The sequence below is a fragment of the Streptomyces sp. NPDC016851 genome, from assembly GCF_055562795.1.
The window spans coordinates 478,182-504,409 of record NZ_JBVHEP010000001.1 but is presented as its reverse complement, the minus strand read 5'-3'; the positions used below and the strand labels follow the sequence as shown (position 1 = coordinate 504,409).

Sequence of the window (26,228 nt, the reverse complement as noted above, 5' to 3'; positions counted from 1 at the left end):
GGAGGGCCCCTTCCCTCCGTACGAAGATCTTCGTACGGAGGGAAGGGGCCCGCGTGTTTCTCAGCCGCAGTGCTGCCAGCCGATCGAGTCGTACGCAACGGTCCGGCCGTTGTACACGATCGACCCTTCCCACCTCACGCACTTCCCGGCGGCGGAGACCGTGACCGGGCCCGCGTACTGCGCGAAGCTCCCGGAGTCGGTGTCGCTGCGCTCCGGGGACGTATTGGCCATGAGCTTGATGCTCATCGACGTGCTCACGCCGTAGAGCGGCCCCCCGGACTTGGTGAAGATCGCGCAGTTCTTCGAACCGTCCCAGTAGAGCCGGACCTGGCCGACGTACTGCCCGGTGTATGGGCTGTAGTCCCCCGTGACGTTGTACGTGTCGATGAGGCTTCCCGAGCAGCTGCCCGCCGCCTCGGCCGTCCCCGTGAAGCCCAACGTCGCGGCGACCACGGCCGCCGCGGTCACGGAGGCCTTGAGAACACGTCTCGACCCAGTCATCCCACCCTCGATTCGAACGAACGTTCAGAGTCGGCTGACGGTACATCCGCCCCAGGGGCGGTGTCTCGGAAATCACACTTCCGCGACCGGGGGGCGGGCGATCGAGTGGGCGGGCGTCCGCGTGCCCGTCCGCGTGACCGGGTTGCCGCGCGGCCGGGCGTCTGGGTGACCGGGAGTCCAGGTGACTGGGTGACCGGGAGTCCGGGTTGCCGGGAGTCCGCGCGACCGGGCGGCCGGGCGGCCGGGCGGCCGGAGGGTCTCCGGGACTCCGGGACTCCGGGCCTTCGGGACTCCGGGTCTCCGGGTCTCCGGGTCTCCGGGACTCCCCTAGCCCGCGAGGATCTTCTTCACGGCCGCGGCGACGCGGCCGCCCTCAGCCTGGCCCGCGACCTTCGGGTTCACGATCTTCATGACCGCACCCATGGCCCGCGGCCCCTCCGCCCCGGCCGCCTTGGCCTCCTCGACGGCCTGGGCGACGATCCTGTTCAGCTCGTCGTCGCTGAGCTGCTTCGGCAGGTACGCGGCGAGCACCTCGCCCTCCGCCTTCTCCCGCTCCGCACTCTCGGCACGACCACCCTGCGCGAAGGCCTCGGCCGCCTCACGGCGCTTCTTCGCCTCCCGGGTGATCACCTTCTGCACCTCGTCGTCGGAGAGCACGCGCTTCTCCTTGCCCGCGACCTCCTCCTTGGTGATCGCGGCGAGGGTCAGCCGGAGCGTCGAGGAGCGGAGCTCGTCGCGCTCCTTGATCGCGGCGTTGAGGTCGTCCTGCAGCTTCGACTTGAGCGTGGTCATGAGGTTGATTGTCGCAGGTGCGGGCGGGCAGGCGCCCCTTGATTTGCGGGGCCGTGCTTCAACGGATGCTTGAAGGGCCGGGGTCGTCAGGGGATTTCGGGCACCGCCGGGCGGAGACGACCGGCGCGGTCTGACACGATGGACGCATGCGCGCGCGATACGGAGTCCCCTTGGGAATCGCGGCGGCTGGTGCCGCCGGTCTGTTGTACTCGGCGGGCTTCGAGGCCCGCTCCTTCCGCCTCCGCCGGGTCACGGTCCCGGTCCTGCCCTCGGGAATGCGCCCGCTGCGCGTGTTGCAGGTCTCCGACATCCACATGGTCAGCGGCCAGCGCAAGAAACAGCGCTGGCTGCGTTCCCTGGCGGGCCTGCGCCCCGACTTCGTGATCAACACGGGTGACAACCTCTCCGACGCGGAGGGCATCCCGGAGGTCCTGGACGCGCTCGGCCCTCTGATGGAGTTCCCGGGCGCGTACGTCTTCGGCTCCAACGACTACTACGGTCCGCGGTTCCGCAACCCCACCCGCTACCTGTGGGAAAAGGTGCAGGGCCGCCACGGCCTGAACGGCAACCCGCCGGCCGTCGGCGTGGCCCACATCCCGTGGGAGGACATGCGGGACGCCTTCGACGCGGCGGGCTGGCTGAACCTGACCAACACGCGAGGCACTCTCAAGGTCGACGGCGTCTCACTGGAGCTGACGGGCCTGGACGACCCGCACATCAAGCGGGACCGCTACGAGCAGGTGGCCGGCGGCCCGTCGGACTCCGCCGACTTCTCCATGGGCGTGGTCCACGCGCCGTACCTGCGCACGCTGGACGCCTTCACGGCCGACGGCTACCCCTTGGTCCTGGCCGGCCACACCCACGGCGGCCAGGTGTGCATCCCCTTCTACGGCGCCCTGGTCACCAACTGCGACCTGGACACGGACCGCGTGAAGGGCCTGTCCACGCACACGGCGGAGGGCCGTACGTCGTACCTGCACGTCTCGGCGGGGTGCGGCACGAACCGCTACACACCGGTACGGTTCGCGTGCCCGCCGGAGGCGACGTTGCTGACGCTGGTGGGGCGGGAGTAGCGCGGAGCGTCTGCCCGCCGACAGGACCGGGGACGGGCCTGCACCGCCCTCTTAACCCACACAGCCCGCCCAGAATCGCCCTCTCTGTCCGCTTCTGTCAGCGTGAGGGCATGACCGCCCCGATACCCCGGGACATACCGGATCTCCCCGCGATTCCGGGCAAGCCCGCGCTGAAGCCGTCCCCCGTCCCCGCCACGGCCGTCGTCACCCCGGTCCGCCGCCCGGCGGCCGCGGCCTTCCGCCTGCTGGTCGCCCTCGCGGCGACCGCGGGCGTGGCGCTGGAAATACTCCTGGGCGACCCGTCCCGGACCCTCGGCTACTTCGCGATCCAGAGCAACATCCTCCTCGCACTGGTCATGGCCCTCTCCGCCCGCCGCGCGTGGACAGCCGCCCGCCCGCTGCCAGGAGCCGTCCTGGGCGCGACCCTGCTCTACGTCGTCATCGCGGCCCTGGTGCACCACCTGCTCCTGGCGAACGAGGCGAGCCCCTTCGCCCTCACGGGCGAGGCCGCGGCCGCTCCGACGGGCTGGCAGGCCGTCGCCCACCACACCCTCCACACGCTGACCCCGATCGCGGCCGTACTGGACTGGCTCCTGCTCACGACCCCCGGCCGCCTGCACCTGCGCCAGGCCAGCACGTGGCTGCTCTACCCCCTGGCCTACCTGGCCTTCTCCCTCATCCGAGGCGAGCTCCTCCTCCCGGGCAGCGCCGACCGCTACCTCTACCCCTTCCTGGACGTCGACCAGGACGGCTACAAGAAGGTCCTCGGCAACGCGCTCCTCCTGGGCCTCTCCTTCTACGCCTTGGCGATCCTCCTCGTGGCCCTCGACCACGCCCGCCCGAACCCCCTCCGCCACCCCTGGAAAACCGGATTTCGTCTCTAGCCACCGGTGGGCTAAAGTAAACGTCGTCGCCGCGACAGCAGCGACATCGGGGTGTAGCGCAGCTTGGCAGCGCGCTTCGTTCGGGACGAAGAGGTCGTGGGTTCAAATCCCGCCACCCCGACAGTGAAGTACCAGGTCAGGGGCCTGATCCGCAGAGCGGATCGGGCCCCTGAGTGGTTCCGGGGGTCGTTTTGGGAGCCGTTTGGGAGCCAAGTTCGGGATCCGGCTCCCCGGCGGCTCCCGGATTCCTTGCGCCGAGCCCATCGACCGGCTGCGGCCGTCGAACTCCTCCGACATCCTCGACCAGTCGCCAGTTCTTCTGTCGCTCGGCCTCCCGGTGGGTCCGGAGGGATGTGCTCAAACGCATGCCGTCGACCCTGCGATCTCGGCACACCATCAGCAGCAAGAGTCAGATCTTGGGCTGCCATGCGAGGCCACGTCGGCAGTACTCCGGCAGCGACATCGATACCGATCAGCACTCGCGATAGCGCGCGAAGACGCGAGAGCGCTCCTGTTCCCAGGTCCACTCCGCGGCCGTCCGGTAGAACGGCGCCCCTTTGGCCAACTCGAAGAACTGGCCGGCGGGCCTGCCGGTTGCCTTGAGGATCACGATGGACGAGAGCATCGGCTCAAGCCCCTGACTGTCTCGGCGGCAGGCGTCACCCAGCAAGAGGCTGATGATCAGGCCGCGGTAATGGACATTGTGCCCCTTCGCCTTCAGTTCTTCGCTGAGGGACTTGTACCAGCCGTCGGTACGGCCCTCTCGTGCCCAGCGCCGAAGGATTTCCATCGTCCCGTCCAGCGCAGACAGGTACTCGGCATCGCCCTGCTTCATCCGAACCCCCATCCCCTCTCGGCAACTCCCCCACAGTATCCGGGACATGTGCATTGACGGCACCGGTCACCGCGCACAGGGGAGCGATGGGTCAGCAGTCGTGGGCGCAGTTCGAACTGGACCCGACGATCTCCGAGGCCGCGTATGGGATGTACCGGCGGACGTGGCGGCGTCAACTCGGCCACCCCAGTGACCCTTCCGCGCCGACCAGGCAGGGATGGATCAACTCGCCAATCAATGAAGGGAAGTTGGACCGGACGTTGCTTGCGAAGCTAGCTTCGCGAATGTACGGTTGAAGTCATCGAGGGTCGGGCGCGGCTCGGACTTCGTGCGCGGTGGGGGCAGGGGAAGCGTGCAGTTCCTAGTCCGGCACCGCAGGCAACAGCGTGTGACACGTGAACCGCCGCACCACCCTGCATGGTTTCCAGGCCCGGCAGGGGGTGCGGCTCAACCGACCCCGCACAGTGTGCGAAGACAGAAAGGACAACCTCGTGAGGACTGTCGATGTCCATCATGCACGTTCCCTCCCACCTCGGGCCAGAGCGGCCGTGATGCCGCTCGTGGTGATCATCGTCGTGGCCGTATTCGGTGCCTCCCTCGTGGGGCACGGCACGGCGGCGCTGATCGCGGTCGTCACAACTCTGCTGGCCGCTGCCGTGCAGGAGCTGCTGCGGGCTGCCATGCGGCACTGGACGCGCGTCGCCTGATTGTCGGCGGTGGGGGCACGGTGCGCATACACACCGCACCCCCACCGCTGGCGCGTAGGGATCACAGCAAAGCGTGAGTGCCGGGAAGAGAGACGGAGGAGTGTGCGCAGAGAGGAGGAGTCCATGACTCGGGGCCAGGTCCCCCTCGGGAGTATTTGCGAGGTGACGGCCGGTCCGTCCGGTTCCTTGCTGGAAAGCCTGCAAGACGGTCCGGACGGGGTGCCGGTGATATCGCCGCCGGATCTCACCGATCACCACACGGTGGATACCCGGCGGCTGCGCCGGGTGCCGTGGAGTGAGGCCAAGCGGCTCTCCCGGTTCGCGCTGCGGGAAGGCGACCTCCTCGTCGTGCGGCAAGGGGCGCTCGGTCGACTGGCGTTGATCGAGGAAGAACACGCCACATGGTTCTACAGCTCGTCCTGTCTGCGCCTCAGGCCCCGGCGTGAGTTCGTCCTGCCCGCGTACCTCGTGTCGTATCTGTCCTATCCGCCCGCGCAACGGGCCTTGCTGGGACAGTCCCTCCCGGGTACCGTCCCGTCGCTCAACTCCACGATGCTGAAGGAGTTGCCGGTCACGATTCCGCCGCTGGACCGGCAGCGCTCCGTCGTCGAGGCCCTGGCCGATGTCGACGCCCGGATCAGGATCCAGCGGCTGATGGCCGACCGCCTTGAGGCACTACGGCCGGCCATCTTCGGAGAGCTGATTCAAGGAACGAGGCACAGGTGAGTCCCCTTACTGTCGCGCAGTTGGAAAGCGCCCTCTTCGGCGCCGCCGACATCCTGCGAGGCAGAATGGATGCTTCGCAGTACCGTGATGTCATCTCCGGAATGCTGGTCCTCAAGCGGGCCTCGGACCAGCCCGGTATTCTCCGAGTGCCCGAGCGGGCGAGCTGGTCGCACATCATCGGCTACGAGGGCAAGGCGCTGGGTCACGTACTCAACGAAGCCCTGTGGGAACTCGAGCGGAGCAACCCTGAGGTATTGAAGGGTGCCTTCGAGGCTCTCGACTTCGACAGATGGCTGGGCCGTGCCGAGTTGAAGGCACTGGTCGATCACTTCGACCACATTCTACTGAGCGACGACAACTTGGAGTTCGGCGATGAGGTCGGTCGTGCCTATGACTTTGTCCTCAGCGCGTTCGCTGACAGCGCGGGGAAACGGGGTGGGGAGTTCTTCACCCCCCGCTCTGTGGTCCGGCTGATGGTGCGCTTGGTCCGACCGCAGGAGGGGCAGTCGGTCTACGACCCGTTCGCCGGTTCGGGAGGCATGCTCGTCCAGGCCAGGCAGTACGTCGACGAGCACGGCGGGGACGGCGCGAGCCTCGCCCTTTTCGGGCAGGAAGTGAACGGCGCGACGTGGTCCACGGCCCGGCTGAACCTCCTATTGCACAGCATCACGGACGGTTCGGTGCTCTGCGGCGACACACTGACCGATCCACTTCACTCAGGGGAGGACGGGCGCGTCAGACGCTTCGATCGTGTGCTTACCAATCCTCCCTTCTCGATCAAGTACTCCGAGAAGGAGATGAGGCACCCGGAGCGGATGAAGTACGGCGGGGCATCAGGGCAGCTTAAGATCGCCGACCTGATGAACGTCCAGCATGTGCTGGCCACACTCCGCCCGGACGGAATCGGAGCAGTGGTCACTCCGCATGGTGTGCTGTTCCGGGGTGGAGCAGAAGCGGAGATCCGCCGAGGCATCGTCGAGGACGCCCGGCTCGAAGCAGTGATCGGTATTGGCCCGAACGTCTTCCACGGCACGGCCATCCCCGCCTGCATCCTGGTTCTGCGGGGCACGAACGGAACACCAGCGGATCAGCGCGGCCAGGTGCTGTTCATCAACGCCGAGCGCGAATTGGTCACGGGGCGGTCGCAGAACCACCTGGAGCCGCAGAACATTGAGAAGATCGTGAATGCTTTCCGCGAGTGGGCGGACATCCCCGGATTCGCACGGGCGGTCTCGCTCGAGGAGATCGCGGACAACGACTTCAACCTCAACATCCGGCGCTACGTGGACACCACTCCGCCTCCCGAGCCACCGCTGGACGTTCGCGCGGCACTGTTCGGTGGGGTGCCAAGAAGCGAAGTTGATGTGGAAATGGCGAAGTTCCACGCTTACGGCATCGACCTCGCTGACCTGTTCGCGTTGAAGGGTTCCGGCTATCTCGATTTCCTGAGCGACGGCTGTGAGGCGACCGCAGCACGCATCTCGGTCCTCGCTGCTGCCCGAGAGGAAGAGTTCATCGACCGCTGTCGTTCTTGGTGGGAGGAAACGGCATCACGCATTGCCGAGCTAGCTGGCACAGCACGACTGTTGATGTTGCGTCCCCGGCTTATGGCTTCCTTCTGTGAGGAACTGCTGTCGGCGCGGATTCTGGACCGGTACCAGCTGACCGGAGCCTTCGCGGCATGGTGGTCGGACCGGCACGACGACCTCAGAAGCCTAAACCTCCGGGGCTTTTCTGGGGTGATCGATCGATGGGCCACGGCCGACGGCGGGCGGTCTTCGTATCTCCCCCAGAACCTGGCGCGCGAACGAGTGCTCGACGTTCTTGGTGAGGATCTCCTCTCCCGAGCGGAGAAGCTCGTTGCCGCGGAACGACAGGGACTGGTCGATATCTACCGCTCATGGGGCGACCGATACGAGACCTCCCTCATGGATCTGGAGAAGCAGAACGAGGCCGCTGCGGCAAGGCTCGGAGCCCGATTGGAGAAGCTTGGTTACACGTAGTCCGGCCTCCCTGGCGCCGCAATCTCTCGACCGCGTCGCCAGACTGAGGTGATCGCCGTGACTGGGTCGCTGTAGGCCACCCTGAACCGCCGTGATCCTGGAGTACAGGTACGAGTGACCGAGCAGGGTGACGGACTAGCCATGAGCCCCGCGAGTCCTTCGGCTTGGCCCTGGCGTGGGCCTTGCACCGCACGGTAGAGGGCTCGTTGTACGGGCCGAGCGGCGCTGGCAGCTGTTCGGGCGCTCAAGGACAGCGCATGATGTGGGCCTCAACCGCGCTTCGTTCGAGGCCCATTTCACCAGATCCGCCACTCGACTTCTGACTACTGAAGCGCTCCCTGGCGCGCTCGCAGAAGTCCATCGAGGACGCGCACCGGTGACGTAGGACACATCGCCAGCCGGGCATCGAGCGCCGACTCCCACTGCTGGGCCAGTCCGAACATTAGGCGCTTGCGCATGCCTGAGGTGACGTGGGCGTAGCGGGCCGAGACCGAGCCGTCGATGTGGCCCATGCGTTCGTCCATGAGCACCTTCTCGGTTCCCAGGTCCTCCATCATCGTCCGGTGGGTGTGGCGAAGGCCGTGGGGCGTAAGTCCCTTGGCTACCGGGAGCCAGCAGGCGTCGGCCCGATCGCTGGCACCTCGCCCTCGGGCCGGGACGCCGGGCCAAGGTTCGCCGAGTAGGGGCACCGGTCGTGGCTCCTGGGGTGCCTTCTTCGGGTACCAGCCGGAGACCGCCGGCGTGAACAGCCAGGTCGCAAAACCGTTCCTGCGCCAGTGGGTGGCATGCTCCGGCACGACGCCGCCCCGCACGAACCGGAGGTCCGTGATGGCCTGCTCGACCTTCGCTCGCGTGGCCTCGGTGACCCGTTTGGGGTGGTTGAGGACGTTGGACACCGTGCCGGTCGAAACGCCGGCACGGCGGGCGACGTCCACGAGCTTCGCGCGCTGGTGGCCGCCTGTGCGGGCCGCGCCCTGTCCTCGGAAGACGTGGGTCTTGCCGTGGCAAGGGCACGGCTTGGGCTTTGTGCGGGCGATGTGGTTGGCGACCAGCGCGGACAGCCAGTCCATCGAGTCGATGGTGCGGTAGCTGTCGTCCTTCGGTGGGCAGCGCACCAGCTCGCCCGTGTCGAGCTCGTACAGCTGCCACTCGACACGGACGGCTCCAGGGCGGACGAACGCGGTCTCCAGGCCGACGATCTCGCCCCAGCGCATGCCGGTGTACCCCTTGAGGACCACGGCGACGAACTCGTCGTCACGGCCGGAGAGCAGGGCGGCGCGCTCGGCGGTCAGCAGGATGCCGAGAGCGTCGGTGACCACCTTCTCCGGACCACGGTCTCGGGAGCGGCCGGCGCGTTTGCCCCGTCCGCGCCGCCGAGCGGCCGGGTTGGACGTGATCAGGCCCTCGTCGATCGCGTCCTCGAAGATCAGGTGGAGCGTCGAGCGCCAGGTCTTGACGCTGGAGGCCGCGTAGAGGGCCTTCTCCTTCTTCTCCCACAGGTCGACGTCCGTGCGCAGGATGCCGGCGAGCGCCTTGTCCTCGAACTCGGGGAGGAGGTGCTCCTCGATGTGGCGCTTGAAGTTCTGCATGGTCGAGGCGGCCAGGTCCTGGGCCTCGTACCAGCGGTTCGCGTACTCGCCGAAGGTCTCCTGGCCGAGGGACGGGTCACGCCAGTCGCCGCGACGGTACTTGTTCTCGACCTCGGCCGCTGCCCGTTGGGCCTCGCCCTTGGTGGCGAACCTGATCGCCTTGCCGTTGTCGTCGACGACCGTGTTGTGCTTGCCGGGCGCGACCTTGTACCGGCCGCGCCAGTAGTTTCCGCGCTTCTCCGCGAAACCCAAGTTCCGCTGCCCCCCTCTTCCTTGTCCTCGTCTACGGCAGATTCGATCGGGTCACGCGACAGTGCCGTACTGCTGCTGTCGACGCGGCGGGCGGGCCCGCAGGCGGGTCGCTGGCGCAACGACAGGGCGGCGAGGTTGCGCGGCACCGGTCTGCGTACCGGCCTCGCAGAGCGGCTCGGCCGCCCGTGCAACTGTCTGCGCGGGCTGGGCCGGGCGCTCCTCGTAGAGGCGGATGATCTCGGCGAGATGCTCGGCGGTGAAGCGGTAGGCGCGGCCGACGCGGGTGTGCGGTATCAGACGCCGTCGCGCGCGGTCCTTGACCCACCAGGCCGAGCAGCCGAGGGTGTCGGCGATCTCCTCGGGGCGGTAGAGGCGGGGCGGAGGGGCGTCAGACGGCCTGTGGGGCACGGGCGCGGGCGTGGATCGGTGCAAGGGGGCGGCTCCTGGTCGGGAGGTCGGGGAGGGGCTGCGTGGGCGGCTCAGGCGGCGCCCGGCCCCTGGAGGAGGGCGGCGGGTGACACCTGCAGGGCTGCGGCGATGGCGACGAGGTCGTCGATATCGCATCGCCGCTTGGCGAGTTCGATGCGGGACAGCATCGTGTTGGACAAAGGGCGGCCCAAGGCGGTACAGCGCGCCGCGAGTTGGCGCTGCACAAGGCCGCGTTCAATGCGGAGTTTTTCGATGGTGCGAGCCACCGTCAATCCTGCGGGTCCTATTTCCAGAGATCGTGCTGCCATAGCTCCAGTTGTAGCGTGCATTCGGCGGTTTGGATAACCGCCGATCGTCGGCTATGTTGCGCCGCGCTCAATCGGTGAGCGAGGCGGTCGGGGTGCTGCGCAAGGCCGGACCCCCGAGCGGGACCCGACACCAGAGACCCTCTCTGACGTGCGGTGTTGTGTTGTAGCTTCGCCACCCGCAGGACGTCAACGGCTTCCCGATGTGATCCTTCTGGCTCGGGATGCGGGGAAACTATTTGGTCAACCGCCGATCGTGCCCTACCTTTTTCGCACCGCCCTCGCCGACTCGATTTCCAGCGGCATTTCTGCCGTGAGAGATTGCGCCGGATAGGGCTGGACTTGCGCGACCTGGGTGTGGCTATGTTGACGACACCCCGGAAAGCGCGAGCGGCCATAAACGCTCACGCGTCAACGGCCAGACATTCCACGCCCCTTCACGCCCGACCCGCCCCCGACCGACGGTGAACCGTGGGCACGCCCACCGGCCACCGAGTGAGGACCGCCCCTCTTGGCACGAATCCGCACCATCAAGCCGGAAGCTTTCGTCTCCGAGTCCCTAACCGCCGTCTCCCTGACCGCCGAGCGCACCTTCTTCGGCCTGCTCACCCAGGCTGACGACCAGGGCCGGCACCGCGACCACGCCGCGATCATCGCCGGGCAGCTGTGGGTACTGCGCCCGGAACACACGCCTGGCGCTGTCGAGCAGGACCTCGCCCAGCTCGCCGACGCCGGGCTGATATGCCGCTACAAGGGCCCGGGCGACAAGCGCTACCTGCACATCGTCACCTGGCGGCAGCATCAGAAGATCAATCGCCCCAGCGCGAGCCGCCTTCCCGCCTGCCCGCACCACGACACGCAGGCTCGCACCGAGCCCGGCGTCGATGCGCCGACTGCGGGAGTCGGCATCACGGAGCCCGCACCGCAGCCTCACGGAGCCCTCCGTGAGGGCTCCGGGCGAATACGCGAGCCTGCGGTGAATCCAGTCACCGATGGCGAAACAGCAGGTCAGAGCGACTTTAGTGAGCCCTCCGTGAGGCAGCGGGGAGGGCTCAGTGAGGGAGCGGTGACACCTCAGCGTCCGGATCTAGGACCTAGGATCATGGATCTAGGAAATACCCCTTCGGGGGCGCGAGCGCCCCCGCACACCACGCCGTCTCGGCCAACGAGCTCATCGCCGAGTACGCCGCCGCTTGCACACACTGTCCGCCCAAGGACGTCCTGGGCCATCTCGCTCGCGAGGTGCGCAAGCTGCTCGGCGAGGGCATCGCCCCCGCCCACATCCGGGCCGGCCTGGAACGGCACCGCGCCAAGGGCCTGCACCCCAGCACTCTGCCGAGCCTCGTGCACGAGGCCATGAACGCGGCCCCCACCGCGCCGGTTGTCCACAGGGCGTGGACAAACCCCGCCGATGTCGAAGCCGCCTACGGAGGTGACCTCTGACCGCCACCCTCACCCGCGAGCCCCACCGGGTCGGCCCGCTCGCCGACCGGCTCAACGGCATCCTTGCCAGTCGCGGCATCGACCTCGCCACCGCCGCCGTCGAGGACGGGCACGCCGAGCCCGTCACCGCGCTGGAACTCGCCGACGCCAGGATCCCCGCCCGCTACCGCCGGGCCCTGGCCGACCACCCGAAGGTCACCGCCTGGGCCGACGAGATCGTGCGCGCCGGACGCCCCGGTCCCGGCGGGCCGGGCATCGCCGAAGGCCCGTCGCTGCTGATCGCCGGCCCCACGGGCACGGGCAAGACGTACCAGGCGTACGGCGCCATCCGCACCCTGCTCGCCCGAGGGGTCCGTCTGCGCTGGGAAGCGACCACCACCGCCGACTTCCACGCGCGCCTGCGCCCCCGCGCCGGCCACGACGCCGAACGTGACCTGCAGACCCTGGCGCGCTGCCCGCTGCTGTTCCTGGACGACCTCGGCGCGGCCAAGACCAGCGAATGGACCGAGGAGCTGACCTACCGGCTCATCAACCACCGGTACGAGCACATGCTCCCAACCCTCATCACCACCAACCTTCCGATGGAGCAGCTGCGCGTCACCCTCGGTGACCGCGTCGCCTCCCGCCTCGCCGAGATGACGGAGCGCGTCATCCTCGACGGCCTCGACCGACGACGCCGCACAGCCCCCGCCGCCTGACTGGCCGCCTCAGCGCCCTCTCCTGGCCGGGCCCGCCGCATCACCTGCGCTCACACCAGCCCTGCCCGCGCAAGCCACTCGCGTAGGCGGTAACTCAGCGGCTCCGTCGATTCGCCCTTCGCCCTCAATCCTCGACGCCTTGGAGCCCCCTCCTGCCTCCTCTCAGCCCCGTCCCCCTCGCCATACGGATCAGCGGCACGCCGCTCCTCCCTGACTGGGCCTCCTCCCCGGTGATGACCGTGGCGCTCCTCATCCCGCCCGTGCTGCTCGGCCTGCTCGCCGGGTGGCTGATCCGCCAGCAGCGCCGCCGGCGGCATCACACCAACCGCTGGCGTGGAACCGCCGCGGTGCCGGTCGCGGCCGTGGCCGCGCTCGGCTGCACCGCGTACAGCGCGGACACCAGCTGGCGGTTCGCCGCCGACTACCTCGACATGGGCGGCACCGCCGAGCGCGTCGCGATGTTCGCCGCCGCCGAGCTGGCCCTGTTCGCCACTGCCCTGATGGCCCGGCAGAACCTCAACGGCCCGAAGCAGGCACCCGGCCTGCCCGGCACCCTCACCTGGGTCATCACCGCAGTGCAGATCCTGCCCGCCTACGCCGAGTCCGGGCCGGTCGGTGGCACCGTGCGCACCTTCGTCGGCCCCGTCATGGCCGCGATGCTGTGGCACCTGGCCATGGGCATCGAGCTGCGCCACCGCACCCCCGACGCCGCCTCACGCAGCCTGGCCGCCGTCCTCGTCCGCCAGGCACGCGAACGCCTCCTGGCTCGCCTCGGCATCGCCGACCAGGACACCGATGCCGCCCGCCTCATCCGCGACCGGGCGCTGAGCGAAGCCGTCGCCCTCATCCTGCGCGCCGAGTCGATGACCGACCGCCAGCGCAGCAAGCGGCGGCAACGACGCCTGACAGAACGCCTGCACGAGGCCCTGGAGCGGGCCGACGTCGACGGCGACCCGCTCCAAGACAAGCTGCTGCTGCACAAGCTCGCCACCCGCAAGCAGGCCCTCGGCCTCGCTTCCATCACGCTGCCGCCGCGCTGGCAGGTCCCGGCCTCCAACCCCGCCCGGGAATCCGGGCACAGCAACCCGCGCGCCGACCGCACGGCACAACTGCCGCGGGCAGAGGAAACTGCCCGCCCGCACCCGTCAGATCGGGGTGACGACGAGGTCCCTCCGGCTGCCCGCCCACAGCCTGCCCGCCCAGAGCCCAGGCTGCCCGCACGGGCAGAAACTGAAGGGAGCCGGGCGCTCACGGGCAACAGCTCGGGCAGCCCTTCGGGCAGGCACGAGCGGAAACCGGCTGCCCGGAAGAAGCGCGACGCCGGCAAAGCCCGTGCCTCCGACGAGGTCATCTTCAAGCACGCTCGCCGCATCCATGAGGAGACCGGCAGCGTCGGACGCGACCGGGTTGAGGACGCCCTGCGCGCCGCCGGCTACACCGTCTCCAGCGACGGAGTCGGACGAGTCGTCCGCGAGTTCAAGGCCCAGCTCAAAGCCGCAGCCGGCCATCCACCCCGCTGATCCCCGCCGCACCAGCACTCCCCACCACATCCCGACCCGAAAAGCCCCATGCAAACCCCGCACCACGAAGACCCCATGGCCCCCGAGGAATCCCTGCCGTCCAATCCTGCCCCAGGCGGAGCAAGTTGGAGGTTCGGACACTCCCCCGCAGGGGGAGCGCCCGAACCCGACCCCGCCCCGGGGGTGGCGGGGCCCGCCCGGCGCCAGGGGGCGCCGGGCGGGGAGGCTGCGACCGAGGGCGGATCGCAGCCAGGAAAGGCCCGCCGTACACGCCGGACCAAGATCAAGGGGAAGGCGCGTCTGCGCGAGAAGAAGCAGCGTCCCGCTCAGAGCGTCCGTCTCAGCGATCACGAGCACGCCATCATCCAGGCTGGCGCCGATGCCGTCGGCATGAGTGTGGCCGGCTTCCTCGCGCACTCCGCTCTTGCCGCCGCCCGCGACCAGTCCTGCACCGCCGTCACCATCGCCACCGAACGCGATGTGCTCACGGAGCTGTTCGCCGTGCGCCGGCAGCTCGGCTGGGCCGGCAGCAACCTCAACCAGGTGGCCAAGGCGCTCAACTCCGGCGGCGAAGTGCCCTATCTCAAGGAGGTGCTCGCTGACGTCCGCCGCGCGGCCAATGCTGCGAAGAAGGCCGTCGACCGGGTCGCCAACCGCCAGGAGCAGGAGGGTGAGGCGGCTTGATCCCCAGCATCCACCGGCAGGGCAGCAGCGCCCTCGGCCTGCTCCACTACCTCTACGGCAAGGGCACGCACGAGGAGCACGTCGACCCGCACCTGGTCGCCTCCTTCGACCACTTGGCCCCCGACCCCGGCCGCGATCCCTCGGCCACGAAGAAGGACCTCGCTCACCTCCTCAACCAGCCCCTCCACTTGCTCAACGCAGACCAGAGACCCGAGCAGCACGTGTGGCACTGCTCGGTGCGCGCCGCCCCCGACGACCCGATCCTGACCGACGACCAGTGGGCCGACATCGCCCGCCGTATTGTCGCGGCCACCGGCATCGACCCCGGCGACGGCGCTGGCTGCCGCTGGGCCGCCGTCCGCCACGCCGACGACCACATCCACATCATCGCCACCCTCGTCCGCGAAGACGGCCGCCGCCCCGACCACCACCGCTCCGGCAAACGCGCCCAGGCCGAAGCCTGCTTCATCGAAGCCGACTACGACCTCCATCGTGTTGCCCCCGGCGACGGCACTGCGGCGAAGCGCACCACTAGCGCCGAGCGGCACAAGGCCGATCGCCTGGGTTGGGACCGCGCTGCGCGCGAGGAGCTGCGCGAGACCGTTCGCCGCGCGGTGGCCGGTGCCGCCTCCACGGACGAGTTCCTTGAACGCCTGAAGGACGCCGGACTTCTCGTACGCACCAAAGTGCTGCCCTCCGGCGACCTGAAGGGCTACACGGTCGCCTTGCCCGGTGACCGCAACGGGGAGAAGGAGCCGATCTTCTACGCCGGTTCCACGCTCGCCCCCGACCTGTCCCTGCCCCGCATCCAGGCACGCTTCACCACCGACTCCGCCTCACCGGAGACCACCGACAGCCAGCGGCCGGAACGCCTCACCGCGCCCTCGGCACCCGCCGTGGCACGGCGCACCACCGCTCACGCGGCCTGGGCGGCACTGCTCGTCCTCGACCGCAGCGGCGACGACGGCGCGGCTGCCGCCCAGGTTTCTGCCACCGGCGAGGTCCTCGACGCTCTCGCCAAGACCTCGGCACTGCACACCCGTGACGAACTACGCCGGGCAGCCTGGCAGTTCGAGCGGGCCTCCCGCTCCCATACCCGAGCCGAGTCCCGCCACGCGCAGGACCTGCGCCGGGCAGCCCGCGACCTGGTGTACAGCGGGCCCGCGTTCGGACGGGGCGAGGACGGGGCCGGCACGGCGCTGGTCCTGGACACGCTGGTCTTCCTCGCCATCGCCACCGCCCACTGGCACGCCCAGCGTCAGCACGCCCAGCAGGCCGAGGCCGCGCGCCGGGCTGCCGCGCACCTGCGGACCGCCTACCAGCAGGCAGCCGCCGAGCCTCTCGCCGTGCTGCGCGAACGTGGCCGCCGTATCGCCCCGCCCCTGCGCCGTCACCACGCCACCACCGTGCGCGCCGCCTTGCCCGAGCTAGCAGAGACCGTCATGGCCGAGCCCGGCTGGGACGCCCTGGCCGCAACTCTCGCCGACGCCGAACGCGCCGGCCACAATCCCCGCGCTCTGCTCGCCGAGGCCGCAGCCGGCCGGGAACTGGATACGGCCGATTCCGTCAGCGACGTTCTCGTCTGGCGTCTGCGCCGCACCGCGGATCTCCCGTTGTACGCCCCAGCCCAGGAAGCCACCCGGGCCAACCGCCCCAACGATCACATGTCTGCCGCGCAGACCATGCCGATATCACCGGCATCGCGGGCACGGCGCCGTTGATCACGGCACGACGAACGCGTTGAGGGTGCCTGAATAGCTCCCGGTAAACAGATGACGGGCCCGACCGCACCATGGTCGGGCCCGTCACCACCTGCGCACTCCTCTCCTTGCTGCCACCTCCAGCCGGGCGTCAACGGCGGGTGCGTCGGGCTTCTCGGATGAGGTTGATGAGAGCAGCGTCCTTCTGGCACATGCACCCGGGGGTGGGAAGCCGGTGGTCGATCATCTGGTCGGGCCGGGGGCCGAAGCGGGTGTCGTACTCGATGCGTCGTGGAGGCCCGCTGACCAGGCCCGTGCTGCGTGCGATCCAGGCACCGACGACCAGGCAGGCGGCCTGCTGGGCCACGAACGCGGCCGAAGGACGGAACCCGTCGTCCGTTCTACCGGTCAGCTCAGCCGAGTTGATCAGCCCGCACACCGGCCGTCCGAGGAACTGCCCGACGAGCTCCCGCTGTTGATTGTCCAGGCATTCCAGGTCCCGTTCGGTCAGCGGCTCCTGCCCGCGGGCGATTCGGGATAGCGGGAGCCCGGTCAGTTCATGCAGTCGTTGCTCCGCGCTCTTCCCGGTGTGGTTGGCCTTGAAGTAGCAGCGCAGGCAGGGGCCGGTGGGCAGTGCCTCGTGCAGGGCGACGGTGGTGCCGACCGGGCCGCCGGTGCTGCCGTCCAGGGTGAGATCGACCTGCAGCCGCTGCAGGTCGTGCCGGGCCTCGACGCTGTCCAGTCCGCCGAGGACGATCCGGGGCCACGGCAGGGCGCCCGCATCGACGGCCTCGATGGAAGCCTGGATCGTCCCGTGGAACGGGGTCACCTCGATCCGTCGTAGGCGTGCGTCGATCAACCGCACCTTCGGCAGGCCCGCAGCCGCGTCGGCCAGGGTACCGATGCTGTACGAGGTGACGTTCGGTTTCTCGAAGACCTCCCTGTCCACCACCGTCAACTTGCCGGAGACCTGCAGCAGGTCCAGGACCAGGGCGATGCCGGTGCCGATCGCACCGCCCCCGCCCAGCAGCACCTGATCCAGCGCGGGCAGCGGGGCGACGACGATCCCGGGTTGCTCACCGGGGAGGACGGGGCAGAAGTCCACCACCGGGGTCACCTGGAACTTCCCCTCCGGCAGCCCGGCAACGACCTTGAACGCCTCGCCGGCCAGCATCGCCGCAGTGAGGACCGCGCCCAGCCCGGTGCCGGGCGCGTTGAGCCGGGGGAAAGGATGACCGGTGTGCCGCAGACGGACCCCGTGACCGTCCGGCGCACCGGCCACCGCAGTACCCAGCGGAGGTGCGGTTCCCACGTGGAGATGCAGCGGCGCCCTGCTCTGGGCCTCGCCGATGCGAAGCGGCCGGTCCGGATCGATCCCGGCCGCCGTTTCCACTAGCCTGCGGATGAATTCGTCGTCGAGCCGTCCCGGTCCGCGGCCGGGGTCCAGACCCAGCCGGACCGGCCACCGGCGCAGGTCCGCCACCAGTACTTCGAGAGTCTCGGCGGCCGCAGGCAGGTGCCCGTCCGCCGTCAGGTGGATCAGGATGCCGTCCATCCGCTCCCGCAGGGTGGTGTCTTCCACGCCGGCGGCCAGGCCGCCCAGGCGTACGCTGCGGCTGTAGTCAGTACTCACGGACACCCTCCTCGTCGAACATCACCGTGCGCACCAGGGACAGCGCCGGGTCGACAACCGGAGCGGTGCAGGGCACCCAGTCCTGCTCGAAACGCCACCACCCCCACGACGCCGGGTCGGCGGGCGGCGCTGCGTAGGTCGGGACGACAGCGCTGACGAACCCCGGCACCCGCAACGAGTACGCGCGGTCGGTCCGCGACAGGAAAGCCTTCTCGGGGTGCGAGTGGATCATCGCCCGCACCCGGTAGGACCGTTCCTCGGCGAAGGTGAACAGCCGGTCGTACGCGACCGCGCTCACCGTGAACAGACCCGGACCCCGCACGATCCCCGCCGTCCCGGCCACCGCCACGACCAGCACCTGCATGTCCGACCACCCGGTCAGCAGCAGCGCGCCAGTCTCCTGGTCGGCCAGCCCGTGGCACCGAATCTCCTGGAGCACCGGGTCGACCGCGCCGGCCGGCAGCACCAGCTTTTTCGTGTCGGTGGTCATCCGGCACGCCTCCCGTCAACGCGATCGATGTCGTCCTGCACGTTCTCCACCACGTACAGGAAGGGATTGCCGGTGCTCCGCCAGGAGTGCGGCCCGCTGCTCCACTCGGCGTGGAGCCTCTGGCCTTCGGCGGTGAACGGCTTACACACGTCGTTCGAGCCGTAGCGGTAGCCATCCGCTCCCGGCCAGGCACTGGGCGCTCCGACTCCGGAGACGCCGATCGACTCGACGAAGACAAGGGAGGGCGGCCGGTCCGGGTAGACCGTCCACTCGATCCGGGCGATGAACGCTGCGCGCTCACCGTTGTTCGGTTGCACCTCGGCCCAGTACAAGCCGTCGGGGTCCTGGTCGCGGTGGTGGAGACGGCCGGCGGTCGAGGAGAGGAACTCCTCGACCGCCGGGACGTCGCCCGCCAGCCGCAGACGGCTCTCGAGATCCACGACTGACTCCCCGGTTCTAGCCGTTGGTGGTCTCGGTGCGCAGCTTCAGATGCAGGGCCTTGGCGTGCCCGGCCAGCTCGCCCACCGTTGCCTCGGGCGGGACCTCGTGCCCGTCGTGGAACAGGTAGTAGCGGGTGGTGCCGTCGCTGGCGAAGCTGAAGGCGGTGAGGCTGTCGGACAGAACGCTCGTGGCGGTTACCTGCGGGTCGTAGTCGTGCTGGTACGGGTGCTCGGCGAGGGCGGAGGTCACCGTGATCTTGATCTCGTGGGGCTGGGGCATACCGATCTCCTAAGGCGTTCGGGGGTGAAACAGGAACACCCTGCTGATTCAGCAAAGCGTCAGTGAGTCTAGTGTGATCACCTCGGGTCGATGCAGTCAAGCTTCATCGCCGTATTGCTGCGCGCTACGCTGCCCGTATGAGCCCCGACCGGAGCCAGCTCCCCCTCCCGGACCCCGAAACGACAGGACCGGACGCTGTCGAACAGTTCGACATCGCCGAACTCGGACGCCTGCTGAAGGAACACCGCGGCCCCCTCTCTCTCCGGCAGGCCGCTGTCGAAGCGGGCGTCAGCTTCAGCACCCTCACCCGGGTCGAAGCCGGCGCCCAGCCCGACCTCGCCACCTTCACTCGCCTCTGCGCCTGGCTCGGCGTCTCCCCGAGCCGCTTCTTCACCCCGACCGCCACCCGCCAGGTGTCGCCCCTCGACCAGGCCATCACCCACCTCCACGCAGACCCTCGGCTCACCGACGACGCGGCGAACAAGATCAGCTCTGTTCTGCGCGACCTCTACGACGCCCTCGCGAAGGAGGCGGTCCCCGCCGTACCCGCCCTTGCCTGCCACCTCCGGGCTGCCTCGGTGCTGCGTCCTGGCGTCCCCCAGCGGCTCGCCGACCTACTCACCGACATGAACACCGAACTTGAACGACTCGTCGAAGCAGGCGAACTGTGACCCTCCCCCGAGGCTTCAAGGCCAACGCCGAACGAGAAGCCCTCCGACTGCGCCGCGAACTCGATCTCAGCGACACCGATGCCCTGAACGTCGACGACCTCGCCGACCACCTCAAGGTCAAGATCGTCAGTGCCGAGAAGCTCGTCAGCCACACCCGCCTCGAAGAACTCGAACGGGTCCAGGCGTACGCTTTCTCCGCCGCGACCTTCCAGGTCTGCGGCAGGACCATCGTCGTCACCAACCCGCTCCGAACCCCGGGTCGCAGGGCCAGCGACGTGGCCCACGAGCTCTCCCACCTCGTCCTGAAGCATGACCTCACCGAGATCCGCGAAGTCAATGGCATGCCCTTCAGGACCTGCCGCCCCGACGAGGAAGAACAAGCCACTGCCTTTGGCGGAACACTCATGCTTCCCCGACCCCTGCTGCTCGGCGCAGTCCGCCGCCAGTGGGGGCCGGCGCAGATCGCCGAGCACTACGGAGTGACCGAGGAAATGGCCCGGTACCGGTACAACACCACTGGGGTGGCCAAGCAGGTCCGAGGCCGCTGACGGTGCCGGAGGTAGTTGCTGTCGGTCTGCCGCTTACCGCCGGGACGTGGCGCGGGAGCGGGCAAGCACTTCGGTTGGCGGGCTCTGCGCATGCCGGGCGGTCGCCTGCGATGAACGACTCGCGCCTGCGAGCGGCCTGACGGTACGTCGATGCTCAGCGGGCGCCAGGCGATCCCACGGTGGGGTAGCTCCCGAAATCGCATACGGCTGCGCTGCTTGTTTCGAGAATCGACTATCAAGTGGGCTCCGGACTGGTCACGGAGTCCACTCGGTCGCGTACGGCCGTTTCACGCTCGTCGGCTGTCAGCTCTGCTCAGTGCGGCACCACGGCCGATCGGGAGCGAACTCTGCCTGAGCCTTCCACTGCCCAGAGCTACGGTTTCGGCCATGTGGGAGGTGGAGTACGAGAGCTACGGCTGTCCGCTGGAGGACTACCAGCTCACCCGCGCCGATCACCGACAGCAGGAGCAGTCAGAGGACATCAGACGCTGGGTGGAGAAGCGGGCCGCTGAGGAAGAGACCGAAGAGCGGGCAGACCCTGTGCTCGCAGCAGGTCGCCGTGCTGTCGTGGAAAAGGTGCTGAACGGGCTGCATAGCCGCAAGACGCCTGAGCGCGACATCATGCGGTGGCGTGTACGGCTGTATTGCGGCCATATCGTCGAGACTCGGCGGCATCGCGAGAATGGCAAGCCCACGCTGCACGGCTCGTCGTCAGAGCAGTGCCCGGAGTGCGGGAAGGATCCGTCAGCGATCGTGGCCTTCGAGCCCATCGGGCTGGCTGGCCAACCGCTCTCTCCTCCGAAGCCAGCGGCTTCTCCGTCGGCAAAGAGGCCGACCCGTGCGGAGCTTGAGCAACGTGTAGCCGCACTGGAGAGGGAGAACGAGCGCCTCCGCTCGCAGGGGAGCGAGGGGTAGCTGCCCGGGCATCCAGCAGAGTTGTCAACCCGTACCTGGGTCGGTGAGTCACATCAGCGTGGCGTCGAGATGCTGCTGCACCGGCTCGAAGAGCCCGTACGGCACGTAGGTGGGGATATCGGCGAGGGCCACCCAAACGAGCTCGGCCAGCTCCTCGGTGTCCGCGAGGTACGCCGTACCACCCACGACCTTGCAGACCGTGTACGACATCAGCCGACCCGTCTTCGGGTGGATCCGCTCGCCAATGAGCTTGACGGCGGCCACGTCCAAGCCGATCTCTTCCTTCGTTTCGCGCACGGCGGCGTCTTCACGTGCCTCGCCTGGCTCGACCTCGCCTGCGGGGAACTGCCAAGAGAGCTGGCCCTCGCTGACCCGGCGCCGCACCATGAGCACGCGGTTGTTGTGGATGACGATGGCCGCGGCGATGCCCGGCCGCTCGTCTGCATTCTGCTGCGTCATGTCCGCTTCTCCAGCACGGCGAGTACGGTACGGGCGGAAAGATCGTATCGACTGGGATGAAGCGGGTCACCGCGCTTCAACGGGAAGTACGCAGGCGCCGGTCGCCTCTGCCCGAGAGCCGACCGTTGAAGGGCCACCCATGGTGTCGGCTGACGAGATCGATGATCGCCACTACGCGATCACCGACCTTCTCGACGACCTTGCGGGGAGCATCTGCCGCATCGGCACGTTCGTCAGGTCTGACCGCCTCGGGTAGCCATCGCAGCCGAAGCCTCGGCCAGCACCACCCAGGCCGCCTTGGTTCCGCAGTTCGTGACCTGGAACCCCCACTGTCCCTGGGTCAGCTCGTTCACGATGTGCAGGCCCCGTCCGCGCTCAGTGAGCAGCCCGCTCACTACCTCCGACGCGGTGGCTTCCGGCGAGGGCACGGCAGCCAGGCAGAGATCCGTAGGAAGAAGAGGATTCCCGTCGTGGATCTCGCAGATGTATCTTCCGGCAACAGAGCGAAGGTGTACCTCGTACGGGCCGCACGCGTGCTCGTGCGCGTTCGCCACGAGCTCTGAGGCGGCCAGGACTCCGTCGCTGATGACGTCTCCTGACAGGCGTAGATCCTTGAGGACACGTCGCAGAACCGCGCGGGCTTCGCCCGCCGGGTTGATGGTGTGGTCGGTCCAGCGGTACACGAGGCCAAGAGCGGCGGACGGCGCGCTGATCATCGGACGGCGGACCTCCTATGGGTGACGTCGGTGGCCGTCTCCCGGAGCTGCGACGTGGTCGCGGAAGCGCGTCAGGCGCGCCGCTGAGAGGCGTACGGCCGCAGGAAGCCCCCCGGCTTCGGGCGCGCGATCCCGGGAGGATCGTGGCTCAGGCACCAGCCACGAGACCGGTCGCGAGTCACGCACTCAACGATGGCCGCCGGTGCCCCTGATGCTCATGGGCGTTTATGAGCGCGAGGGCCAGCGAGCGACAAGGCACTCCAGCGAGACCGCCGACCCGCCGTCGGCCTGCGCTTCCGCCCGTCTGGTCACTGGGAGTATGGGCGGGTGAGTGCTGACGTGTTGGGACGCTGGGTGCCGGATCGCCCCGAGGATGTGGCCATGGTCTTCGCCAAGGCGGACTTCCCGTGGTGGATCGCCGGTGGCTACGCGATCGAACTCGCGGTCGGCCGCGAGCTGCGCGCACACGGCGATCTCGACGTCCTCGTCCTCCGGCGTGACCAGGCCCTCGTACATGAACTGCTGGCCGACTGGGACCTGCACGTGGCGGATCCGCCCGGCCAGGGGGAGTTGCGACCGTGGCGTCCTGGAGAGGTTCTTCGGCCGCCGCTCCACGACATCTGGTGCCGCCGCACGTCCGAGGCGCCCTGGTCGGTGCAGCTCATGCTGGACGAGGCCGAGGGCACCCAGTGGGTCTCGCGGCGCACCCCGGAGATCCGGCTCCCGATCGACCGGCTCGGGCGAACGAGCGAGGCGGGCATCCCGTATCTCGCACCCGAGGTGCAGCTCTTCTACAAGGCAAAGGCAACCCGGGACAAGGATGAGACCGACTTCGAAGCGGTACTGCCGCTGCTCGACGCTCCGGCACGCGCCTGGCTAACGGGCGCGATCAAGGTGATCGCGCCCAACCACCCCTGGCTTCGCCGACTCCTGCCGGTCAGCCGAACGTGAGCAGCGGAACGTCGTAGAGGTCGGGGTTCCGGGGCCGGGTCATGGTGGGCGACGTGACCTCCACGATCAGCAGCTCGCTGAGGAACTGGACCTTGGCACTGAGGAGATGGCTCGTCCTGCCGTCGGCCGACTGGGCCTTCAGGCCGGCGGAGACGTGGATGTGCGGAAGTATCCCGCCGGTGGCTGGGTCGTGGGCGAGCGTGCCCGCGCCGAACGCCTCGACGTTAGTGACATACGTCTTCGCCCAGACCGGTGCGTCCGGGTCGGCGAGCTTCTCGCAGGCACCCACGATCTCGGCCTCCGCGAAGGCCCCGATGAACGAGGGGATGTAGCCCTGCCGTACGTCGTTGTCCCGGCAGAAGGTGGACAGCGCCTCGAAGAAGTCCTCCCCGTGGTCGAAGGTGACGCCGAAGGTACGGCCGACGGTCAGCTCGTGAGCACGCATGTGCGGGTGTCTCCTGACGGGGTGGGATCAGCGGGCGGAGCCGGTGGTGAAGGTCTCGCGGACCGTCGCTACATCGGCGCCCTGGGCAAGCAGAGCGTGGAGGAGGAGCCGCGCATGGTACGGGCTGAGGTCTCCGGCGCCGATGAGTCCTCGCCCGAGGAGGTCCTTCTCGGAGCCGGGGAAGCCGTACGTGTCGGACAGGACGGGTCCGTTGCCGATGCGGGAGGCGAGGACCACGGGGCTGCGGGACGCGAGCTTGGTGAGCCCTTCGACGAGGCGCTCCGGGACGTGGCCGACGCCGAAGGCCGCGACCACGAGTCCGTCGCAGTTGCCGTCCCACAGGTCGAGCAGGGTGCCGTCGTCGCCGAGGGTGACGGTGTAGAGCCCGACGCGCGCCTCACGGTCGGGGGCGCCGACCAGCGGTCCACGGAATGGCAGTCCGCCCACCCTTTGCACCCGGTTCTCCGCGATCCGCGCGATCGGGCCGCTTGCTGGTGAGGTGAAGGCGGCGGGGCTGGTGGTATGGGACTTGCGTACGGTCCGGGCCGTGTGGATCTCGTCGCCGAGTACGACGAGGCAGCCGGCGCCCCGCAGGCCAAGGTCGGCGGCAGCCAGGACGGCGGCGTGGATGTTGGCCGGGCCGTCGGCGCCGGGCAGAGTGGGGTTGCGCATCGCGCCGGTGACGACGACCGGCTGCTCATGGCCGTGGTAAAGGTCGAGGAGGAAGGCGGTCTCCTCGATGGTGTCGGTGCCCTGGGTGATGACGACGCCGTCGACGTCTCCGGTACCCAGCTCCGCCGCGATCGCTGCGGACAGTGCGGTGAGGTCCTCGAAGGTCAGGGAGGCGCCGGGCATACGTCGGAAGTCCCGGACCTTGAGGTCGATGCCGCTCGTGGCCAGGGCGGGTACCGCGGCGAGGAGTTCGTGGGCCGAGAGTGCGGGTACGACGCCTCCGGTGGTGGGATCGGTGGTCATGGCGATCGTGCCGCCGAGGGAGAAGACCGCCACGTTCCTGACCGACTCCGTCATATCCCCTGCTCCCCTGTCCGGACGCCGCCGAGCGCGGCCTCACGAGTGGTTCACGCAGGCTATCGGGTCGGCGCCGTACGGGTACGCGGGATGATCACTAGCTGCTCGGCCACGAACCGGCAGGCGATTTCCAGCCCTTCGAGACCGAGCAGTCGGCTGCGCGGCCGGGCGAGCCGCTCCGTGCCGACGGCCGACAACTGGGCGCACCGGCGACCGAGCCAGGAGGCGTCGAGGCCGAGGTACTGCGCCGTCGCTGCGAGGCGCTGTCCGGCCTGCTCGGCCGCTGTGGTCGAGTGGTGGCTGACGTGGTCCGTCACATCCGCGAACGTCCGCAGGGCTCCCGGCCGCGCGGTGACCGCGAGGTGGGACGCTCCCTCGGTCCGTACCCAAGAGGCAATGACGGCCCGGCGCCCGGGAGAGAGGGCGAAACCGTCAGTGTGTGCGAAACCTCCGTCGTCGGTCACCCAGGTGCGGATGCCGAAGGACTCCATGAGCGCGATGGCGAGGAACAACAGAACGCGCTCGTACGCCGGCGAGGAGGCGACTGCCGTCTCGGGGACGCAGAATCCCCGGCCGCTGGTGCCGCCCGGACGTCGGGGGGCCGTTCGTTCGAGGTAGCGGTACTTGTGCCGGAAGAACAGCCATGTGGCGGCCTCTTCACCACGCTGTTCCCTGGTCCAGAAGACAGGTGCGTCGCCCAGGTGGTCACGGTTGCCCAGGATGTACCGGGCTGCGGTCTCCGAGCCGATGAGCATCCGGGAGACTTCGGTCAGTGCCTGGTCGGCGACGATTGGCGCGCCTGGGGAAACAGTGAGCGACGCCAGCGAGGTGTGCAGGGGCTGGTCGTCGCCGAGTAGTGCCGCCTCGAATCCCGACACGGCCCACAGGATGCCGTAGGTCAGGTCGTCCAGTTCGTACGCGGCGGGTATGTCGACCGGTTCGGAGGCCGTGGCGCGTACGCCGCTTGGTCGGGCGTCGGTGACGAACTGCCGTGCCGCCCCGTCCACCGTGCGGTTCGCGACGACGAGCGCGCGCATCGGCATGGTGCGCCAGGCATCCAGCTCCGGGCGGGAGTCGAGTCTCAAGTTGTCCCCGAGGAAGGAGGCCGCGGGAAGCGTCAGCACGGGAAGCGCCGTCGTCGAGACGGACCGGCCAGCGGGTAAGAGAAGCTGGCCCGGCCCTTCGGGCAACGCCGCGTACCCACGGGCTCCGGTGTCCGCCGTTCCCGGGCGGCGCGTGGCGTCCGGCGTGTGCGGATCGGCCGTGGGCAGGAGCCCGAGCAGCTCCTCCGGAACGCCCAGCGCATCGGTCCACTGGACGAACTGCCGTCGGTCGCGGATCTGTTTGAGACCGCGTTCCAGTCTGCTGACCTCGGCCTGGTCGATGCTGACCATCCGCGCCACGCCGGCCTGGGAGAGGCCCGTGTGCTTCCTGAACAGCTTGACGACGGTACCGAGTTCCCACGCGGCCACGGCTCGCCGGACCGTCGGATCCCGCCAGAAGGCCGGGT

The 26,228-nt window shown here is 69.0% G+C and carries 28 protein-coding genes, 1 tRNA gene and 2 pseudogenes; 16 read left to right on the top strand and 15 right to left on the bottom strand.

Features of this window, described 5'->3' with window-relative positions; all coding sequences use genetic code 11:
• Positions 1–60 precede the first annotated feature (60 nt).
• Both ACZ3I3_RS02380 and ACZ3I3_RS02375 read right to left on the bottom strand, forming a co-directional pair.
• A complete protein-coding gene (locus ACZ3I3_RS02380; RefSeq protein WP_467361868.1) occupies positions 61–501 on the bottom strand; it encodes a hypothetical protein in 441 nt (146 codons plus the stop codon).
• A gap of 327 nt (positions 502–828) precedes the next feature.
• A complete protein-coding gene (locus tag ACZ3I3_RS02375) occupies positions 829–1,293 on the bottom strand; it encodes a GatB/YqeY domain-containing protein (protein WP_467361867.1) in 465 nt (154 codons plus the stop codon).
• A 146-nt stretch (positions 1,294–1,439) separates the two neighbouring features.
• Here ACZ3I3_RS02375 and ACZ3I3_RS02370 point away from each other — a divergent pair, with 146 nt between their 5' ends.
• The 3 genes from ACZ3I3_RS02370 to ACZ3I3_RS02360 all read left to right on the top strand — a co-directional run bounded on the left by ACZ3I3_RS02370 (position 1,440) and on the right by ACZ3I3_RS02360 (position 3,371).
• Positions 1,440–2,366: a metallophosphoesterase gene (locus ACZ3I3_RS02370; protein ID WP_467361866.1), complete on the top strand. Its 927-nt coding sequence runs from the start codon at positions 1,440–1,442 to the stop codon at positions 2,364–2,366.
• 110 nt (positions 2,367–2,476) lie between these two features.
• Positions 2,477–3,250 carry a Pr6Pr family membrane protein gene (locus ACZ3I3_RS02365; protein WP_467361865.1) on the top strand — a complete coding sequence of 258 codons (774 nt, stop codon included), beginning with the start codon at positions 2,477–2,479 and terminating at the stop codon, positions 3,248–3,250.
• 47 nt (positions 3,251–3,297) lie between these two features.
• Positions 3,298–3,371: transfer RNA gene (locus tag ACZ3I3_RS02360), tRNA-Pro, on the top strand.
• Between the two features lie 351 nt (positions 3,372–3,722).
• On the opposite strand, the gene ACZ3I3_RS02355 is transcribed toward ACZ3I3_RS02360, so the two are convergent.
• On the bottom strand, positions 3,723–4,085 hold the full coding sequence (locus ACZ3I3_RS02355) for a hypothetical protein (RefSeq protein WP_467361864.1): 363 nt from the start codon (positions 4,083–4,085) through the stop codon (positions 3,723–3,725).
• Positions 4,086–4,636: 551 nt separating this feature from the next.
• Between ACZ3I3_RS02355 and ACZ3I3_RS02350 the strand changes: the two genes are divergently transcribed.
• The 3 genes from ACZ3I3_RS02350 to ACZ3I3_RS02340 all read left to right on the top strand — a co-directional run bounded on the left by ACZ3I3_RS02350 (position 4,637) and on the right by ACZ3I3_RS02340 (position 7,521).
• A complete protein-coding gene (locus ACZ3I3_RS02350) occupies positions 4,637–4,792 on the top strand; it encodes a hypothetical protein (protein WP_369151539.1) in 156 nt (51 codons plus the stop codon).
• 123 nt (positions 4,793–4,915) lie between these two features.
• A complete protein-coding gene (locus ACZ3I3_RS02345; protein ID WP_467361983.1) occupies positions 4,916–5,518 on the top strand; it encodes a restriction endonuclease subunit S in 603 nt (200 codons plus the stop codon).
• A gap of 20 nt (positions 5,519–5,538) precedes the next feature.
• Positions 5,539–7,521, top strand: a complete 1,983-nt coding sequence (locus ACZ3I3_RS02340; protein ID WP_467361862.1) for a type I restriction-modification system subunit M — start codon at positions 5,539–5,541, stop codon at positions 7,519–7,521.
• Positions 7,522–7,844: 323 nt separating this feature from the next.
• Here the strand turns inward: ACZ3I3_RS02340 and ACZ3I3_RS02335 are convergent, their stop codons facing one another.
• The 3 genes from ACZ3I3_RS02335 to ACZ3I3_RS02325 form a co-directional block, all read right to left on the bottom strand.
• Positions 7,845–9,362 (bottom strand): LacI family DNA-binding transcriptional regulator, encoded by a 1,518-nt coding sequence (locus ACZ3I3_RS02335; RefSeq protein WP_467361860.1) that lies wholly within the window; start codon positions 9,360–9,362, stop codon positions 7,845–7,847.
• A 51-nt stretch (positions 9,363–9,413) separates the two neighbouring features.
• Positions 9,414–9,770 (bottom strand): helix-turn-helix domain-containing protein, encoded by a 357-nt coding sequence (locus ACZ3I3_RS02330; protein ID WP_467361859.1) that lies wholly within the window; start codon positions 9,768–9,770, stop codon positions 9,414–9,416.
• Between the two features lie 71 nt (positions 9,771–9,841).
• The gene (locus ACZ3I3_RS02325) at positions 9,842–10,099 is read right to left on the bottom strand and encodes a helix-turn-helix domain-containing protein (protein ID WP_467361857.1); all 258 of its coding nucleotides are present in this window, start codon (positions 10,097–10,099) and stop codon (positions 9,842–9,844) included.
• 508 nt (positions 10,100–10,607) lie between these two features.
• On the opposite strand from ACZ3I3_RS02325, the pseudogene ACZ3I3_RS02320 reads away from it, so the two are divergent.
• The 5 genes and pseudogenes from ACZ3I3_RS02320 (at position 10,608) to ACZ3I3_RS02300 (ending at position 16,162) form a co-directional block, all read left to right on the top strand.
• Positions 10,608–11,539: pseudogene (locus ACZ3I3_RS02320) on the top strand (hypothetical protein).
• Positions 11,536–12,237 carry an ATP-binding protein gene (locus ACZ3I3_RS02315; protein ID WP_467361981.1) on the top strand — a complete coding sequence of 234 codons (702 nt, stop codon included), beginning with the start codon at positions 11,536–11,538 and terminating at the stop codon, positions 12,235–12,237. The pseudogene ACZ3I3_RS02320 and the gene ACZ3I3_RS02315 overlap by 4 nt, the downstream one beginning before the upstream one ends.
• 233 nt (positions 12,238–12,470) lie before the next feature.
• The gene (locus ACZ3I3_RS02310; RefSeq protein WP_467361855.1) at positions 12,471–13,757 is read left to right on the top strand and encodes a hypothetical protein; all 1,287 of its coding nucleotides are present in this window, start codon (positions 12,471–12,473) and stop codon (positions 13,755–13,757) included.
• Positions 13,758–13,805: 48 nt separating this feature from the next.
• On the top strand, positions 13,806–14,441 hold the full coding sequence (locus ACZ3I3_RS02305; RefSeq protein ID WP_467361854.1) for a plasmid mobilization protein: 636 nt from the start codon (positions 13,806–13,808) through the stop codon (positions 14,439–14,441).
• Complete coding sequence (locus ACZ3I3_RS02300) at positions 14,438–16,162, top strand: relaxase/mobilization nuclease domain-containing protein (RefSeq protein WP_467361853.1); 1,725 nt, start codon at positions 14,438–14,440, stop codon at positions 16,160–16,162. Before ACZ3I3_RS02305 ends, ACZ3I3_RS02300 begins: the two co-directional genes overlap by 4 nt.
• A 130-nt stretch (positions 16,163–16,292) precedes the next feature.
• On the opposite strand, the gene ACZ3I3_RS02295 is transcribed toward ACZ3I3_RS02300, so the two are convergent.
• From ACZ3I3_RS02295 to ACZ3I3_RS02280, 4 genes are read right to left on the bottom strand one after another with little or no spacing between them, the layout of a single operon-like run.
• Positions 16,293–17,774 carry a ThiF family adenylyltransferase gene (locus tag ACZ3I3_RS02295; RefSeq protein WP_467361852.1) on the bottom strand — a complete coding sequence of 494 codons (1,482 nt, stop codon included), beginning with the start codon at positions 17,772–17,774 and terminating at the stop codon, positions 16,293–16,295.
• Positions 17,764–18,264, bottom strand: a complete 501-nt coding sequence (locus tag ACZ3I3_RS02290; RefSeq protein WP_467361850.1) for a hypothetical protein — start codon at positions 18,262–18,264, stop codon at positions 17,764–17,766. The genes ACZ3I3_RS02295 and ACZ3I3_RS02290 overlap by 11 nt, the downstream gene beginning before the upstream one ends.
• A complete protein-coding gene (locus tag ACZ3I3_RS02285; protein WP_046913958.1) occupies positions 18,261–18,704 on the bottom strand; it encodes a hypothetical protein in 444 nt (147 codons plus the stop codon). Before ACZ3I3_RS02285 ends, ACZ3I3_RS02290 begins: the two co-directional genes overlap by 4 nt.
• Positions 18,705–18,720: 16 nt before the next feature.
• Entirely contained in the window at positions 18,721–18,984 is a 264-nt protein-coding gene (locus tag ACZ3I3_RS02280) for a hypothetical protein (RefSeq protein WP_467361848.1), read from the bottom strand.
• 137 nt (positions 18,985–19,121) lie between these two features.
• Here ACZ3I3_RS02280 and ACZ3I3_RS02275 point away from each other — a divergent pair, with 137 nt between their 5' ends.
• The 3 genes from ACZ3I3_RS02275 (at position 19,122) to ACZ3I3_RS02265 (ending at position 21,118) form a co-directional block, all read left to right on the top strand.
• Positions 19,122–19,655 (top strand): helix-turn-helix domain-containing protein, encoded by a 534-nt coding sequence (locus ACZ3I3_RS02275; protein ID WP_466212085.1) that lies wholly within the window; start codon positions 19,122–19,124, stop codon positions 19,653–19,655.
• Positions 19,652–20,203 (top strand): ImmA/IrrE family metallo-endopeptidase, encoded by a 552-nt coding sequence (locus ACZ3I3_RS02270; protein ID WP_467361847.1) that lies wholly within the window; start codon positions 19,652–19,654, stop codon positions 20,201–20,203. The genes ACZ3I3_RS02275 and ACZ3I3_RS02270 overlap by 4 nt, the downstream gene beginning before the upstream one ends.
• Before the next feature lie 387 nt (positions 20,204–20,590).
• Complete coding sequence (locus ACZ3I3_RS02265; protein WP_467361846.1) at positions 20,591–21,118, top strand: hypothetical protein; 528 nt, start codon at positions 20,591–20,593, stop codon at positions 21,116–21,118.
• 48 nt (positions 21,119–21,166) lie between these two features.
• On the opposite strand, the gene ACZ3I3_RS02260 is transcribed toward ACZ3I3_RS02265, so the two are convergent.
• Positions 21,167–21,577 (bottom strand): NUDIX hydrolase, encoded by a 411-nt coding sequence (locus ACZ3I3_RS02260; RefSeq protein WP_467361844.1) that lies wholly within the window; start codon positions 21,575–21,577, stop codon positions 21,167–21,169.
• Positions 21,578–21,680: 103 nt separating this feature from the next.
• On the opposite strand from ACZ3I3_RS02260, the pseudogene ACZ3I3_RS02255 reads away from it, so the two are divergent.
• Positions 21,681–21,788 (top strand): annotated as a pseudogene (locus ACZ3I3_RS02255) (nucleotidyltransferase domain-containing protein); the annotation flags it as partial.
• Positions 21,789–21,810: 22 nt separating this feature from the next.
• On the opposite strand, the gene ACZ3I3_RS02250 reads toward ACZ3I3_RS02255, so the two are convergent.
• Positions 21,811–22,293 carry an ATP-binding protein gene (locus ACZ3I3_RS02250; protein ID WP_467361842.1) on the bottom strand — a complete coding sequence of 161 codons (483 nt, stop codon included), beginning with the start codon at positions 22,291–22,293 and terminating at the stop codon, positions 21,811–21,813.
• Positions 22,294–22,674: 381 nt separating this feature from the next.
• Here ACZ3I3_RS02250 and ACZ3I3_RS02245 point away from each other — a divergent pair, with 381 nt between their 5' ends.
• On the top strand, positions 22,675–23,244 hold the full coding sequence (locus ACZ3I3_RS02245; RefSeq protein WP_467361979.1) for a nucleotidyltransferase domain-containing protein: 570 nt from the start codon (positions 22,675–22,677) through the stop codon (positions 23,242–23,244).
• Here ACZ3I3_RS02245 and ACZ3I3_RS02240 read toward each other — a convergent pair.
• From ACZ3I3_RS02240 to ACZ3I3_RS02230, 3 genes are read right to left on the bottom strand one after another with little or no spacing between them, the layout of a single operon-like run.
• Positions 23,231–23,689, bottom strand: a complete 459-nt coding sequence (locus tag ACZ3I3_RS02240) for a PPC domain-containing DNA-binding protein (RefSeq protein WP_467361841.1) — start codon at positions 23,687–23,689, stop codon at positions 23,231–23,233. The genes ACZ3I3_RS02245 and ACZ3I3_RS02240 overlap by 14 nt on opposite strands.
• A 27-nt stretch (positions 23,690–23,716) precedes the next feature.
• Positions 23,717–24,718 (bottom strand): asparaginase, encoded by a 1,002-nt coding sequence (locus ACZ3I3_RS02235; protein WP_467361839.1) that lies wholly within the window; start codon positions 24,716–24,718, stop codon positions 23,717–23,719.
• Between the two features lie 59 nt (positions 24,719–24,777).
• Positions 24,778–26,190, bottom strand: a complete 1,413-nt coding sequence (locus tag ACZ3I3_RS02230; RefSeq protein ID WP_467361838.1) for a helix-turn-helix domain-containing protein — start codon at positions 26,188–26,190, stop codon at positions 24,778–24,780.
• Between the last annotated feature and the right edge of the window lie 38 nt (positions 26,191–26,228).